Annotated in this window: 12 protein-coding genes; 6 read left to right on the top strand and 6 right to left on the bottom strand. The window is 50.9% G+C overall.

The window, feature by feature from the left end; genetic code table 11:
* Positions 1–96 precede the first annotated feature (96 nt).
* Positions 97–462 carry a hypothetical protein gene (locus E5354_RS09075; RefSeq protein WP_135947371.1) on the top strand — a complete coding sequence of 122 codons (366 nt, stop codon included), beginning with the start codon at positions 97–99 and terminating at the stop codon, positions 460–462.
* Positions 463–477: 15 nt separating this feature from the next.
* On the opposite strand, the gene metH is transcribed toward E5354_RS09075, so the two are convergent.
* From metH to E5354_RS09050, 5 genes are all read right to left on the bottom strand, one after another.
* A complete protein-coding gene (metH, locus tag E5354_RS09070; RefSeq protein WP_135947253.1) occupies positions 478–4,179 on the bottom strand; it encodes a methionine synthase in 3,702 nt (1,233 codons plus the stop codon).
* A 55-nt stretch (positions 4,180–4,234) separates the two neighbouring features.
* Complete coding sequence (locus E5354_RS09065) at positions 4,235–4,684, bottom strand: nucleoside deaminase (RefSeq protein ID WP_135947252.1); 450 nt, start codon at positions 4,682–4,684, stop codon at positions 4,235–4,237.
* A complete protein-coding gene (locus tag E5354_RS09060) occupies positions 4,681–5,601 on the bottom strand; it encodes a ribonuclease Z (RefSeq protein ID WP_135947251.1) in 921 nt (306 codons plus the stop codon). Before E5354_RS09060 ends, E5354_RS09065 begins: the two co-directional genes overlap by 4 nt.
* Positions 5,602–5,864: 263 nt before the next feature.
* Complete coding sequence (rsgA, locus tag E5354_RS09055; protein WP_135947250.1) at positions 5,865–6,800, bottom strand: ribosome small subunit-dependent GTPase A; 936 nt, start codon at positions 6,798–6,800, stop codon at positions 5,865–5,867.
* Positions 6,801–6,816: 16 nt separating this feature from the next.
* The gene (locus E5354_RS09050) at positions 6,817–7,230 is read right to left on the bottom strand and encodes a secondary thiamine-phosphate synthase enzyme YjbQ (protein WP_123396377.1); all 414 of its coding nucleotides are present in this window, start codon (positions 7,228–7,230) and stop codon (positions 6,817–6,819) included.
* Positions 7,231–7,439: 209 nt separating this feature from the next.
* Between E5354_RS09050 and E5354_RS09045 the strand changes: the two genes are divergently transcribed.
* The 5 genes from E5354_RS09045 (at position 7,440) to E5354_RS09025 (ending at position 14,451) form a co-directional block, all read left to right on the top strand.
* Positions 7,440–7,649, top strand: a complete 210-nt coding sequence (locus E5354_RS09045) for a winged helix-turn-helix domain-containing protein (RefSeq protein ID WP_123396526.1) — start codon at positions 7,440–7,442, stop codon at positions 7,647–7,649.
* Positions 7,650–7,874: 225 nt separating this feature from the next.
* The gene (locus tag E5354_RS09040; RefSeq protein ID WP_135947249.1) at positions 7,875–8,636 is read left to right on the top strand and encodes a pilus assembly protein N-terminal domain-containing protein; all 762 of its coding nucleotides are present in this window, start codon (positions 7,875–7,877) and stop codon (positions 8,634–8,636) included.
* Between the two features lie 105 nt (positions 8,637–8,741).
* Positions 8,742–9,932, top strand: coding sequence for an efflux RND transporter periplasmic adaptor subunit (locus tag E5354_RS09035; RefSeq protein ID WP_123396375.1), 1,191 nt, complete (start codon positions 8,742–8,744; stop codon positions 9,930–9,932).
* 9 nt (positions 9,933–9,941) lie between these two features.
* Positions 9,942–13,076: an efflux RND transporter permease subunit gene (locus tag E5354_RS09030; RefSeq protein ID WP_123396374.1), complete on the top strand. Its 3,135-nt coding sequence runs from the start codon at positions 9,942–9,944 to the stop codon at positions 13,074–13,076.
* Positions 13,077–13,086: 10 nt separating this feature from the next.
* The gene (locus E5354_RS09025) at positions 13,087–14,451 is read left to right on the top strand and encodes an efflux transporter outer membrane subunit (protein ID WP_123396373.1); all 1,365 of its coding nucleotides are present in this window, start codon (positions 13,087–13,089) and stop codon (positions 14,449–14,451) included.
* An 87-nt stretch (positions 14,452–14,538) separates the two neighbouring features.
* Here E5354_RS09025 and E5354_RS09020 read toward each other — a convergent pair whose 3' ends face one another.
* A complete protein-coding gene (locus E5354_RS09020) occupies positions 14,539–15,168 on the bottom strand; it encodes a nitroreductase family protein (protein ID WP_168353867.1) in 630 nt (209 codons plus the stop codon).
* Positions 15,169–15,297: the final 129 nt, after the last annotated feature.

The following is a 15,297-nucleotide window of genomic DNA, read 5'->3' as shown; positions in this document are numbered from 1 at the left end:
ACATCGCCACCAATGCTGTTTTTTTGTACATTTGCGATGTTGTCAAACCCACCAATTTCATTTATTGCAATGAACAAAGCGAAACTATACCTTTCAATGGCATTCTGCATTATTGTGGGAGTCGCAGTAATAGCAGGTGCATTCATAGCCATACCATATTATAATGTATGGCAACAAGAGATGTCGGGTCGTGCCGAGTTTGCAAAAGCAGAGCAGAACCGCAAAATCAAGATAGAAGAGGCCAAGGCAAACCTTGAAGCCGAGAAGCTCAACGCCCAAGCCGAAATAGAACGAGCCAAGGGAGCAGCCGAGGCCATAAGGATAGAGAACGGCAGCCTCACCCCTACCTACATTCAGTATCTTTGGGTAAGACAGCAGAACGACCTTAACGACAAGACCGTCATATACATTCCCACTGAATCCAATCTTCCTATTCTCGAGTCGGAGCGTCTTGCACGCTGACGGCCGCGTTACGTGCTAAGGCAAGAAACGTTTAAGCTCATCGAGTGACATCGCCCTACGCTCGGCATAGAGGCGACGCTGCCCATTGTCGACATCACCCACGACGAAGTAACGGCTGTCGGGATGCGATATAATCAATCCGGTTGTAGAGGCGGCAGGCGACATAGCGCCGCTCTCGGTCAATGTTATGCCCATATCGGAATATCGGAGCACGCGGTCGGTGAGGAAAATCAACGACTGGTCGGGCAGTGACGGATAACCGATTGCCGGGCGTATGCCTTTGTAGTACTGTTGAAGCACGTGACGCTCGCTGAGCGATTCGTCGGGAGCGTATCCCCACAGCTCCACCCTGACCTTTCGGTGCATGACCTCGGTAGCCGCTTCGACAAGTCGGTCGGCAACGGTTTGATACAGAATGGCGCTGTAGTCGTCGCCTTCGTTCTTGTAACTTTCGATTATGCGTTCAATGTCACGCCCTACTGTGACGGCAAACATTCCCATGCTGTCGCGCAACTTGCCATCGCTCTCTACAGGCGCGATGTAATCGGACAACGCGATGCAGTGTCCGTCACGCTCCGAGGGTCGTTGCTGACGCAATGTAGCTATGCGCAACGTTTCACCATCATGGTTGAAGAGGATGTCGTCGCCACCATCGGATGCAGCCTCGACAAATGCCACCTTCGCCTTGATGCCGCCCACGATGTCACGCTGAAGCCTGTCGAGCACGCGACCCGCCTCCTTAAGCAACTGCATGGCTTCGGCCGCCTTGTTGACCTTCTCGGAAGGAACCGACGCCAGCCACTGTGCGCGACAATGGTCGCAGCCCTTTATGTCCATGACCGATGCCAATGAAGCATCGATCTTCCAAGCCGAAAGGAAAGCTCTCCAATTTATAAACTCCCGCGCCTCGGCAATGTCGATGTTCAACTCATGAACGCCGGGGTGAGCTACAGGATAGCAAGGATAGGACAACCGGGGACGCTTTGAGCGGGCCTCGCTTAAAGACAACAGCCCTGCACCTGACGAATGCTTTCGACGCAACTCAGCCTGAGAATCACGCAACCGGGCCACCTCCGCTTCATCACCAAGCCTGCGGACTGCAGCCGGCATCATGGCAGCGTCACGTGTGTATAGCACAGGGCCGCTATAGCACGGTGCAATCTTCACGGCAGTGTGCAGCTCCGATGTTGTGGCACCGCCGATAAGCAACGGTATCTTCATCCTCTTGCTCTCCATGAGGCGCGCAACATTGCACATCTCCTCAAGTGACGGAGTAATCAATCCGCTGAGGCCGACGAAGTCGGCATTTTCCGCTATCGCTTTGTCAACAATATCCTCGGCAGGCACCATCACGCCCATGTCGATGATGTCGTAGCCGTTGCAGTTCATGATTACGCCAACGATGTTCTTGCCTATGTCGTGAACATCGCCTTTCACTGTCGCAATCACCATCTTGCCGGCCTTGGAGCTCACCTTGCCGCGACGCTCACGCTCGATGAAAGGGGTGAGCCATCCCACGGCCTGCTTCATTGTACGGGCACTCTTGACCACTTGCGGCAGGAACATCTTTCCTGCGCCAAACATCTCACCTACGCTGTTCATTCCCGCCATAAGAGGGCCTTCGATCACCTTAACGGCCGAGCCGAGCATCGCCATTGCATCGGACAGGTTACGCTCCATTCCGTCGACAACGCCCTTTACGAGCATGCGCTCCACACGCTTGTCGGGAGTGAGCGACGGCTCCTCGCTTGGGGATTCGGCAGCAACCGTCACGTTGCCCGACTTTATCTTTTCGGCAATAGCCACGAGGCGTTCGGTAGCATCGTGGCTGCGATTCAACAGCACATCGTCGATAGCCTCACGAAGTTCATCGGGGATGTCATCGACCGGCATGATGGCTGCTGCGTTCACGATGGCCATGTCCATACCCTTAGCTATTGCATGGTACAGGAAGAGTGCGTGCATGGCCTCACGCACGCTATTGTTGCCACGGAAGGAGAACGACAAGTTGCTCACGCCTCCGCTCACTTTGGCTCCCGGCAGATTGGACTTTATCCACTCTACAGCCCTTATGAAATCAAGAGCGTAATCGGCATGCTCCTCAATGCCGGTAGCAACGGCGAGGACATTGGGGTCAAAGACGATGTCACACCCCTTGAAGCCCACCTTCCCGGTAAGCAGTCGGTAGGCACGGTCGCACACTTCGATGCGTCGCTCAAAGGTATCGGCCTGACCTTTCTCGTCAAAAGCCATGACAACCACCGCCGCACCCATCTCCTTTATGTCACGCGCCTTCTTAATAAAGCTCTCCTCGCCTTCTTTAAGACTGATGGAGTTTACAATAGGCCGGCCCTGCACACACTTCAGTCCGCCGATGACTACGTTCCAGTCGGAAGAGTCAATCATCACCGGCACACGTGCCACATCGGGCTCAACCCCTATGCGTGAAAGAAACGATGTCATGCATGCCCTGGCATCGAGCATGGCATCGTCCATGTTTATATCGATTATCTGGGCTCCCGCATCGACCTGGTTACGGGCAATGTCGATTGCCTCGTCAATGTTGCCCTCCTTTATCAGCCGGAGGAACTTGCGGCTGCCGGCAACGTTACAACGCTCGCCCACGTTAACAAAGTTAAGCCTCGGGGTGACACATAACGGTTCAAGACCTGCAAGCGTCATTTCGGGTTCAACCTCGGGGACGACGCGCGGAGCATATTGCTTGCACAACTCGGCGAGTGCCTTAATGTGCTGCGGTGTGGTGCCGCAACATCCTCCAACGATATTCACCCATCGGCGTTGGAGCATGACGCGAATCTTGTCGGCCATCATTGATGGAGTTTCGTCATACTCTCCCATCTCATTAGGAAGTCCGGCATTGGGATAGACGCTAACGGCGTAAGGATAGGGTTGCAAAGCCTCGACATACTTCATCATGGCATCGGCACCGAACCCGCAATTAAGTCCAATCGACATCGGTTCGCCAAACGACATGGAAGCAATTATTGCCTCCAGAGTCTGTCCCGAAAGGGTTCGTCCCGACTCGGTAAGTGTCACCGACAGCATCAAAGGCACTCTCACACCAACAATCTCCATGGCCCTTCGAGCCGCCCATATCGCAGCCTTGGCATTAAGGCCGTCGTATATAGTTTCGATGAGCAGAGCGTCGACACCTCCTTCGATCAACGCCTTCATCTGCTCAATATATGTTTCGGTTAACAGATCCCAATCGACAACGCCGGCCGAAGGGTCGTCGATACCCTGCCCCATAGTAAGCGACTTGCTCGTGGGGCCTATGCTTCCGGCCACCCAACGCATCGCTCCGGGATGCTGCGTCATGTATTCATCGGCGGCCTCACGCGCTATTTTCGCCGCGGCATGATTAAGTGCCGTCACATCGTGCTGAAGTCCGTAATCGCCAAGCGACACAGCATTGGCATTGAACGAGTCGGTTTCTATAATCATAGCCCCCGCCTCAAGGTATTTGCGATGTATATCCTTAATAACATCGGGGCGCGTCAGCACAAGCGCGTCATTGCAGCCCTTCAACAGAGCATCGGAAGCGGCGTAACGTTCACCCCTGAAATCATTTTCCGACAAGCCGTAACGCTGAATCATCGTACCCATGGCACCATCCAGCACCAACACTTCACGGCCTGCGGCCTCCATCAACTTAACGGAGCTCTCCTTATAAGACAAAGACTCTATTCCTAACATTATAACAAGACTTTATAGGCGTAAAATTACGCATAAAAACATTCACGGCAAAAATTCATTTGCGCTTACGCGAGAAAAACGAGCGCATAATCTCGGCGCACTCTTCCTCCATTACACCCGAAACGACCACCGACTTGGGGTGAAACGGAGTGCGTGACGTGAATGTGGAGAACCCTCGCTTGGCATCGGGAGCACCGTAGACAATACGCTTCAGCTGACTCCAGCCTATCGCTCCGGCACACATGATGCAAGGCTCTACCGTGACATAGAGCGTGCAGTCGTCAAGATATTTCCCGCCAAGATAATTGGCGGCAGCCGTAATGGCCTGCATCTCGGCATGGGCCGTGACATCGTTCAATTTCTCGGTGAGATTGTGACCTCGTCCTATTATGCGGCCCTTGCTCACCACCACGGCACCAATGGGCACCTCATCCTCCTCGTAAGCCCTGCGAGCCTCGTCAATAGCCACTTTCATGAAATGGCGATCCTCATCATTTACAATCATAACAAATCGAGGGACATGCCCTCATAAGCAATTATAGTGTTTGGAAATATCTCTTTGGCCTCTTCAAGATGCTTCGCCTCGTCAATGTAACGCTTGGAAAAGTGTCCGAGCACAAGGCGGTTGGCACCTGCAAGCCGAGCTATGCGTGCAGCCTCCGCAGCAGTAGAGTGACCTCTTGAGCGAGCCTTGTCGGCATACTCGTCGGTATATGTCGCCTCGTGATATATAGTGTCGACACCCTCGACTGCAGCCGCCACGCGCTCGTCGTAGACTGTGTCGGAACAATAAGCGTAACTTACCGCAGCATCGGCCGGCAATGTGAGCCATTCATTGGGTATCACGCGACCGTCGTCGGTAACGAAGTCGGCACCGCCCTTTATAGCCTGATATTGGCGTATCGGCACATTATAGAACCGCACCATGTCGCCGCGCAGATGACGCAGCTTCGGCTTCTCGGCAAACACAAATCCCGAGCACGGCACGCGATGATATAGCGGAAACGACCTCACGACAATGGAGTCATTCTCAAACAGCACTTCATTGCCGCGCGGATTGATGACATTATAGTGAATCGTGAATGGAGTTTCACGACAGAAAAAGTCAAGCATGGTCTTGAAAATCTCGACACCCTCCTTGAATGTATGTATCGTTATGTCGCCTCCCTCACGCCCGGTAAGCGCCAGTGTCGACACAAGGCCTGGCAATCCGAGGCAATGGTCACCGTGAAGATGCGAGATGAAGATGTGGGACAACCGCGAGAACTTAAGGCGTTGACGACGCATCGACAATTGCGCCCCTTCGCCACAATCGATCATAAAAAGATTGTCGCGAAAGTCCACCACCTGGCAACTCGGCAGATGCCTCAGTGTAGGCGTTGCTGAACCGCATCCTAAATAATTTATCTGAAATTTAGCCATACTCACAAAGTTAATGTTTTTATTGAAATTTCGATGCAAATGTAAAAAAGGAACACCTTGAAGGACTCATTTTGCCATCGACAAGTTCATGTTAACATTATTAAGGTTAATTTACGATAAAAAGTTAACTCTCGGTTTGGATATAATTGAATTATAACTTACTTTTGAATCAGTTTTTTCATAGGATTAGATTTTTAAGGTTTACAAGCGGTGCGGTCGTCGTGAGATGATCGCATCGGTCTTTATATAGGGTAGCCCTAATGTCAAAACGGCTTGCGATATTTGTCGGGATTGGTATCGTCGAGAATGCTCAGATAGGACGCATAACGCGACTGCGAAATGTAGTGTTGGTCAAGCGCTTTAAGCACCGCACATCCCGGCTCGTGGGTGTGAGTGCAGTCGCCATATTTGCACTCTGCTGAAATCTTGAATATTTCGGGGAAAAAGTGGGCAATCTCATGCTTGTCAAAGTCAATGGTACCGAATCCCTTTATTCCCGGAGTATCGATAATCCATCCGCCTTCAGGGAGCGGAAACATCTCGGAAAACGTGGTGGTGTGCATACCCGTATCGTGCATGTCGGAAATCGAACCGGTCCTCAATTCAAGGTCGGGCAACAACGCATTTATTATCGTAGACTTCCCCACTCCCGAATTTCCCGAGAATAGCGATATCTTATCCTTCAAACGCTCTCGCAATTCGGTCATGCCTTCACCGGTAAGGGCCGATATCTCCAACACATCATAACCTATCGTGCGGTATAGCGATGCCACGGCCTCGCAATACTCCTTATCGTCGTCATCGGTGAGCAAGTCCACCTTATTTATAAGTAACACGGCAGGTACCCTGTAGGCTTCGGCAGTTGCAAGGAAACGGTCGATAAACGTAGTAGAGGTGACAGGATGAGCAAGCGTTACGACAAGAAACGCACAATCAAGATTGGCCGCTATTATGTGCGACTCCTTTGACAGGTTGCTTGCACGCCTTATTATATAGTTTTTACGGGGCTGTATGGCAGTTATGAAAGCGTTACCGTCGGGATTTACCGATATTGTCACGCGGTCGCCCACAGCTACAGGATTGGTTGTACGGATTCCCTTCAGACGGAAATTACCTTTTATCTTACAATTTACATCCTCACCGTTATCGGTGTGAACCACATACCAACTTCCGGTATTTTTAATAACCAAACCGTCCATATAAAAATATTAATGTCTATTCACCCATGACCGTAGCGACAATTTTACGGGAACCTCCGTAATCGCGAAACTCACACAGATATATGCCCTGCCATGTCCCGAGATTCAACCGTCCGTCGGTTATAGGAATCGTGAGTGACGCACCCACAATCACCGACTTGGCATGAGCGGGCATGTCGTCATCGCCCTCAAGAGTGTGAAGATAATAAGGAGCGTTCTCAGGCACGAGCCTGTTGAAAATCTCATTCAAGTCGTGACGCACATCGGGATCGGCGTTTTCATTCAGCGCAAGAGCGGCCGAAGTGTGCTTTACGAGCAGATTCAACAATCCCTTCCGCGGCAGCGCCGGGAGCTGACGCAGTATATCGCCCGTCACGAGATGAATTCCGCGACGCCGCGGAGCAAGTGCAAATTCCGTTTGTTCAATCATAATGCCGCAAAGGTAACAAAATTTCCAACTGCTACCAAAAACGCATCATAGCGATTGATAGTTCGACTCATTATATTCAAAATTACACTATCGAGAACTTTTATAAGTTGAATTTGTTAATAAGTTGAGTTATAAATTGCAAAATATATGTAATTTTGTAACCGCTATTGAGAAATAACATTATGTCTAACATTAAAATAAACCCAACAATGAACATTGACACTATTGGCACTAATGCCGGTTCCGTATGGAATGCACTTAATGAAGCAGACGCTCTTGGCTTGAAGCAGATTAAGAAGATAACCAAGCTGAAAGACAAAGAGCTCTATGCAGCCTTAGGCTGGCTCGCACGTGAAGGTAAAATCCTCATCGCCGAGGGCGAAGACGAGAAAGACCTTATTGTTTCACTTGCTCAATAATGAATTTATATCCATTATAAACCCTTATCAGAAGGCGATTGACCGTAAGGGCCAATCGCCTTCTTTTAACCTCTTCTCCCACATCGGTTATATTGTAATTTGCGATGTCATCACTTATGTTAAATCACTTTAAATTCGGCACATAGACCGGTTTTATAAGCGATTTTGATTAACTTTGTCCGATTTTTTTTCACATCTCAAATTTCGTTACAATAAAACAACATTATGAACATTACTAAATCGATTTTAGGCTTTGCGTTACTCCTGTGCTGTGTACTTTTTACAGGATGCAACAGCGATGACGACACTCCTCTCACATTCTACGGTGATGAATATTCGGTAAGAGTGGGAGTCAACGAGGGCATACCGTTTACCGGCGGAACCAACGACTTGTCGGTGAAGGTAGCCAATCCCTACCTTCTTGAAGCATCAATAAGCCAGCTTAAAGGTCTTGTGGTAACCGGCAAGGCCGTGGGACGCACCTCCATCGCCGTAAGCGACAACGGAGTCACCCCCGCCGTCAACAAGACACTTAAAGTGAATGTAGTGCCGATGAATCTTGCATTTGTCGTAACGGACAACCAAAGCGGTTATTCTATCTTCAATGCGGGCAACGGCATATTCCTTGCAAAGGAAGGCTCAGACTATAAATTCTATGTAGTTGAGCGCAATAGCTCTTTGGATAAGATATATGCAAAAGGCACCTACAGCTTCTCGGTTGAAAGCGGCCGCCCCTACATCACAATGAATTTTCTGGACCAAGGCCAGTCAAAGAGCGTAAAATTCTCGCTTGACTCAACTCCGCTCGGACTGTTGAGCATTCTGCAACGTTATCTCGATCCTGAAACATTGAAGGATTTCAAGAATGACAACGCATCAAGCGACGGCCAGTATCTCATGATGTCGGAGGTCGAAGCATCCTCAAAATACATTCGGGCAATATTCTCACCCGTTTACGTATTGCCACCGAGTGTATTCGGCATATAAACCACAGTATAAGCTGATTCTACAGGCAAAGGCTGTGAACCGCCTTGCCTGTAGAACCTAATAACTATGAGGGATTTTATTTTTTGACTATTTATCTTGTCTTTTATGGCGTTATTTACCAAGCCGCTAACAGCCGGACGCAATTTAATCCTGCTGCTCGCTTTGTTTTCACTTACATTTGAAAGTTGCAAAAAAAACGAAACAACACTCCCGGTAGTGGCTGTCGAGCCATCACAGGAAGACGATGTTGAAATATACGGAGAATATGTGGGTCGTGTGCGTGCACAACAATTCGTAGAGGTGAGGGCACGTGTCGAAGGTTATCTTGAACGAATGCTCTTTGAAGAAGGCACATACGTAGACAAGAACCAAGTACTGTTCATCATCAACCAAGACCAATACAAGGCCAAGGTTGACAAAGCACGTGCGCAGTTGAAAAAGGACGAGTCACAAGAACAGAAAGCCAAGCGCGACCTCGACAGAATCAGGCCTCTCTATGAGCAGAATGCGGCAAGTCAACTCGACCTCGATAACGCAATAGCCGCCTACGAAACGGCAAAAGCATCAGTATCGATGAGCAAAGCCGACCTCGCCCAAGCCGAGCTTGAACTTGGCTACACTACGGTGCGCTCCCCACTGTCGGGTCACATCAGCGAACGTAATGCCGACCTTGGAACTCTTGTGGGCCCCGGTGCAAAATCGCTTCTTGCAACAATAGTAAAAAGCGACACCGTGCTTATCGACTTCAGCATGACAGCCCTCGACTATCTGAAAAGCAAGGAACGTAACGTAGACCTTGGGCAACAGGATGCGTCACGTTCATGGCAGCCCTACGTAACGATAACGCTTGCTGACAACACAGTTTATCTCCACAAGGGACTTGTTGATTTTGCAGAACCGCAGGTAGACCCCAATACCGGAACATTCTCGGTGAGAGCCGAGATGCCCAACCCCGAGCGCACCATACTTCCGGGACAGTTCACCAAAGTAAAGCTTCTGCTCGATGTGCGCGAGCATGCCACAGTGGTACCCCGCAAGGCGGTAACGATTGAAAAAGGTGGAGCCTACGTGTATGTGATGCGTCGCGACTCTACCGTTGAGAAACGTTTCATCGAAGTAGGCCCCGAATTTGAGAACAACGTTGTAGTAGAACGCGGTGTTGTTCCTAATGAAAATATAGTAGTAGAGGGCCATCACAAGCTGTCGCCGGGCATGAAGGTGCGTGTAGGCACCGTTCCCGCCGAACATCAGGCTACAACAAAAAACAACGATTCACTTCCCACAGCCACCGAATAACAAAAGCCTATGAAAGTAAGCTTCTTTATTGACCGACCTGTCTTTTCGATGGTTCTGTCAATCCTAATTGTTATAATAGGAATAATAGGATTGACAATGCTTCCCATCGACCAATATCCGCAAATAACGCCCCCCGTGGTCAAGATAAGCGCGTCATATCCCGGAGCGAGCGCACTGACGGTGTCACAGGCCGTGGCCACACCTATCGAACAGGAGCTGAACGGTACGCCGGGAATGCTCTACATGGAGTCGTCAAGTTCCAACTCGGGAGGCTTCTCGGCAACAGTGACATTTGACATCTCAGCCAATCCCGATCTTGCCGCCGTCGAGATACAGAACCGCATAAAACTCGCCGAATCGCGACTCCCGACTGAAGTCGTGCAAAACGGCATATCGGTCGAGAAGCAGGCAGCGAGTCAGCTGCTTACACTGTGCCTCACCTCGACCGACCCGAAATTTGATGAGATATACCTGAGCAACTTCGCTACACTCAACGTAGTCGACCTGCTGCGACGCATTCCCGGTGTGGGACGAGTTTCCAACATCGGCAGCCGATACTATGCAATGCAGATATGGGTACAGCCCGACAAGCTCGCCAACCTCGGCATCACCGTTGCCGACCTGCAAAAGGCGCTTAAGGACCAGAACCGCGAGTCGGCCGCCGGAGTGCTTGGACAACAACCCGTTACAGGGCTTGATGTGACAATACCCATCACCACTCAGGGACGACTTTCGTCGGTGAGCCAGTTTGAAGAGATAGTAGTGAGAGCCAATCCCGACGGATCAATCATACGCCTCCGCGATGTGGCGCGCATATCGCTCGAAGCGCAGTCCTACAACACCGAGAGCGGAATAAACGGAGAAAATGCCGCAGTGCTTGCCGTGTACATGCTTCCCGGAGCCAACGCAATGGAGGTTGCCGACAAGGTAAAAGCCGCCATGGCCGACATAAGCAAGAACTTCCCCGACGGATTGAGCTACAGAATACCCTTTGACATGACCACCTACATTTCCGAGTCAATCCATGAAGTGTACAAGACGCTCTTCGAAGCTCTCGCGCTGGTTATATTTGTCGTGTTCCTGTCGCTGCAAAGCTGGCGAGCCACGCTTATTCCCCTTATAGCCGTGCCCATATCGCTGATTGGAACATTCGGATTCATGCTCATATTCGGATTCTCGCTCAATATCCTCACCCTGCTCGGCCTGGTACTCGCCATAGGTATAGTGGTGGACGACGCCATAGTGGTGGTCGAGAATGTCGAACGCATAATGGACGAGGAGCATCTGCCGCCCTACGAAGCCACACAGAAGGCGATGAAGAGCCTTACAAGCCCCATTATCGCTACCTCGCTGGTTCTGGCTGCCGTGTTTGTCCCGGTAAGCTTCCTCGGCGGAATCACGGGACAGCTCTATCGTCAGTTCACCGTAACCATCGTGGTGTCGGTGCTTCTTTCAGCCGTAGTGGCATTGACACTAAGCCCCGTTATGTGCTCGCTAATTCTGAAGCCCAGTACGCCCAACGAGAAGAAGAACATAGTATTCCGCAAAATCAACCAATGGATAAGCACCGGAAACAACCGTTACATCCAGATAATATGCCAGACACTGCGCCACAAGAAGCGCGTTATGGCGGCATTCGGTGTAATGATTGCGTTGATTTTTCTCATAAACCGGCTTATGCCTACGAGCTTCCTCCCCATTGAGGATCAGGGCTACTTCAAGGTAGAGCTTGAACTTCCCGAAGGTGCCACACTCGAAAGGACACGCCAGGTAACAGAGCGTGCAGTGAACTACCTGATGGCCAATCCGGCGGTAGAGTACGTGCAAAGTGTGGCAGGAAGCAGCTCACAAGTGGGCACGAGCCAGGCACGCAGCGAACTGACCGTGATACTGAAGCCCTGGGAAGAACGTGACGATGAAACAATCGACGACATAATGGAGGAGGTGAAACACGACCTCGCCGAATATCCCGAATGTAAAGCCTACCTGTCGCGTCCACCGGTAATTCCCGGACTTGGAACTTCGGGCGGATTCGAGATGCAGCTTGAAGCGAGAAGCGACGCCACCTTTGACGATCTTGTCAACGCCACCGACACCCTGCTCTACTATGCGTCACAGCACAAGGAGATTACGGGACTGTCGTCGTCGCTTCAAGCCGACATTCCGCAACTCTACTTCGATGTCGACCGCGACAAGGTGAAGTTTGCAGGCGTTCCGCTCGCCGATGTATTCGCAACGATGAAAGCCTATACAGGCTCGGTCTATGTCAACGACTTCAATATGTTTAACCGCATATACCGCGTCTACATCCAGGCTGAAGCCCCCTACCGCGAGCATCGCGAAAACATAAACATGTTCTATGTAAGAGGCAGCGGCGACTCCATGGTTCCGCTCACCTCGCTCGGCAACACATCCTACACCACAGGCCCCGGCAGCATAAAGCGATTCAACATGTTTAACAGTGCCGTAATCAGGGGTGAAGCGTCGAAAGGCCACAGTTCGGGACAGGCCATGGAGATTCTCGAAGAGATTGCCCGCGAGCACCTTCCCGAGAACATAGGCGTTGAATGGAGCGGACTCTCCTATCAGGAGAAGCAGGCCGGAGGCAAGACCGGACTTGTGTTGTCGCTCGTGTTTCTTTTCGTATTCCTTTTCCTTGCAGCCCTTTACGAGAGCTGGACGGTGCCGGTAGCCGTGTTGCTGTCACTGCCTGTTGCGGCATTGGGTGCCTATCTCGGAGAGTGGATGTGCGGCCTTGAAAACGACATATATTTCCAGATAGGTCTTGTGATGCTAATGGGTATGGCCGCCAAAAACGCAATCCTTATCGTAGAGTTTGCCAAAGAGCAGACCGACAAGGGCGACGACGCTTACGAAGCTGCACTCTTCGCCTCAAAGCTGCGATTCCGCCCCATCCTCATGACTTCGCTGGCGTTCATTCTCGGAATGTTACCGATGGTCATCGCCTCGGGTCCTGGATCGGCCAGCCGACAGGCCATAGGCACGGGCGTGTTCTTCGGGATGATATTTGCCGTCGTATTCGGCATCCTGCTTGTGCCCTTCTTCTTCGTAATTGTGTATCGCTCAGTCGCCAAGTTCAAGGTGATACGCCGAGGCATAAAATTACCTTCGTTCAAAAAATGATTCACTGTATATGAAATCCAAATTGCTACTTTCGATAGTCGTCGTGACACTTATGAGCTCATGCAAGCTCGGACATAAGTTCTCACAACCCGACCTCTACCTGCCTCAGAGCATCGACACGATGCAGGTCGAGGAGGCGTCGATCGCCGACATGCAGTGGTGGCAGATATACACTGACACCACCCTGCAGGCCTTGATAAACAAGACTCTTGAAAACAACAAGGACCTCAAGATAGCCGCCGCACGCATAGCCCAGATGGCGGCGATGAAACGCATCGACAACGCCAACATGCTGCCACAGCTCAACGGCAACATCTACGCCCAAAAAGAGGCGCTGAATTATGGCGGCGACCACTACAAGAACGATCCCGAAGCGGGCATAAAGGCCACAATAACATGGGAGGCCGACCTGTGGGGCAATCTGCGATGGGCGCGCGACAAAGGCATAGCGCAATACCTTGAAAGCGTGGAAAACCGCCGGGCCCTGACGGTGAGCATCATTGCACAGGTGGCGCAATCCTACTTCGAGCTCGTGGCTCTTGACAACGAGCTTGCAATCGTGCGCCGCACACTCAATGCACGTAAGGAGGGCGTGAGGCTTGCAAAACTGCGCTTTGAGGGCGGATTGACTTCGGAAACGCCCTATCAACAGGCGCAGGTGGAGTATGCCAAAACCGCCACCCATATTCCCGTGCTTGAGCGCGACATCACCCTTAAAGAGAACGAGATAGCCTTTCTTGCCGGAGAGTATCCCAGTCACATCGACCGAGTGCGTGAACCGAGCACGATACTACTCCCCGAATCGCTTCCGATAGGCCTGCCGTCGACACTGCTTGAACGCCGTCCCGACATACGCGCCGCCGAGCAGAAGCTTATAGCTGCCAACGCCGCAGTGGGAGTGGCCTACACCAATATGTTTCCCCGGCTTTCGCTAACGGCCACCGGCGGAGTCGAGAGCGATGATTTTAGCAATCTGTTCAAATCGCCCATGTACTACCTCAGCTCCAATCTGCTTGGTCCGATACTTGACATGGGACGCCGACGCAGCGCCTACAAGGCTCAGATTGCGGCTTACGAGCAAGAGTGCTACAGCTACGAGAAGTCGGTGCTAACCGCATTTAAGGAGGCTCGTAACGCAATCGTAGACTTCAACAAAGTCAAGGAGATTCACGAGTCGATGGTGCAGCTTGAACGCTCGGCCAAAACCACGATGGACATAGCTCAGCTGCAATACATCAACGGAGTTATCGGCTACATCGATGTACTCGATGCCCAGCGTAGCTACTTTGATGCCCAAATAGGTCTTAGCAATGCTGTGTGCAGCAAGCAACTTGCGCTCGTGCAACTTTATAAGGCTCTCGGCGGAGGATGGTAGCAACACATAGAAACGACGAGTGGGATTGTTCCATTAAGGATTCAATCCCACTCGTCTTATTTTTATTAACTTCGTTAAGGCACGAAATTACCAACCGTTGTAGTGGATGTTTTCGGGTTTCCACTTGTCCTTGGGATGGTGTTCACCGGCGGGATATCCCATAGGCACTACCGCAAGAGGCATTATAGTAGCCGGCATTCCAAGAACCTTGCGCACCGCATCGATGCGACTTTCATCGGGATAAACAGCGGTCCATACGGCACCTACACCAAGGGCATTGGCTGCGATGAGCATGTTTTCGGTAGCAGCCGAAACATCCTGAATCCAGAACGCCTGTCCGTCGCCTTCGAGCGCCTTGTCCAGGTCGCCGCAAGGGATGATGGCAAGCGGTGCGTGCTTGAGCATCTTGGCGTAAGGAAGACCCTCGGCAAGGCTGTCGAGAATTTCACGCTTATCAATAACAACAAACGCCCACGGCTGACGATTGACAGCGGTGGGAGCCGACATTGCCGCACGCAGAATCATGTCAACAGTGTCCTTTGCAATCGCACGCGAAGCATCGTACTGACGCACACTCGTGCGAGTATATATGGCATCAAGAGCCTGATTGGATTCAACAGCGGGAGCACTGTCGCCTGATGTTGAATTGTTACAACTTGTAGTGGTCAACATTGTTGCAATTGTTAGGATGGCAAAAGCCAGTTTAGTTAATTTCATAATTTCTCTTGCTATTTATAATGATGGTGATTAAGAATTTGTTCACAGCCCATAAATTTAACGAATTTATCTTTAATACCCAATTTAATGCCGAGAATCATGATTTATGAGTAAATTTGCATCAATATT

This window comes from Muribaculum sp. NM65_B17 (assembly GCF_004793735.1).
Classification (GTDB): domain Bacteria; phylum Bacteroidota; class Bacteroidia; order Bacteroidales; family Muribaculaceae; genus Muribaculum; species Muribaculum gordoncarteri.
Note: the sequence above shows the minus strand (reverse complement) of the source record. Positions and strands in the feature narration are given on the sequence as shown.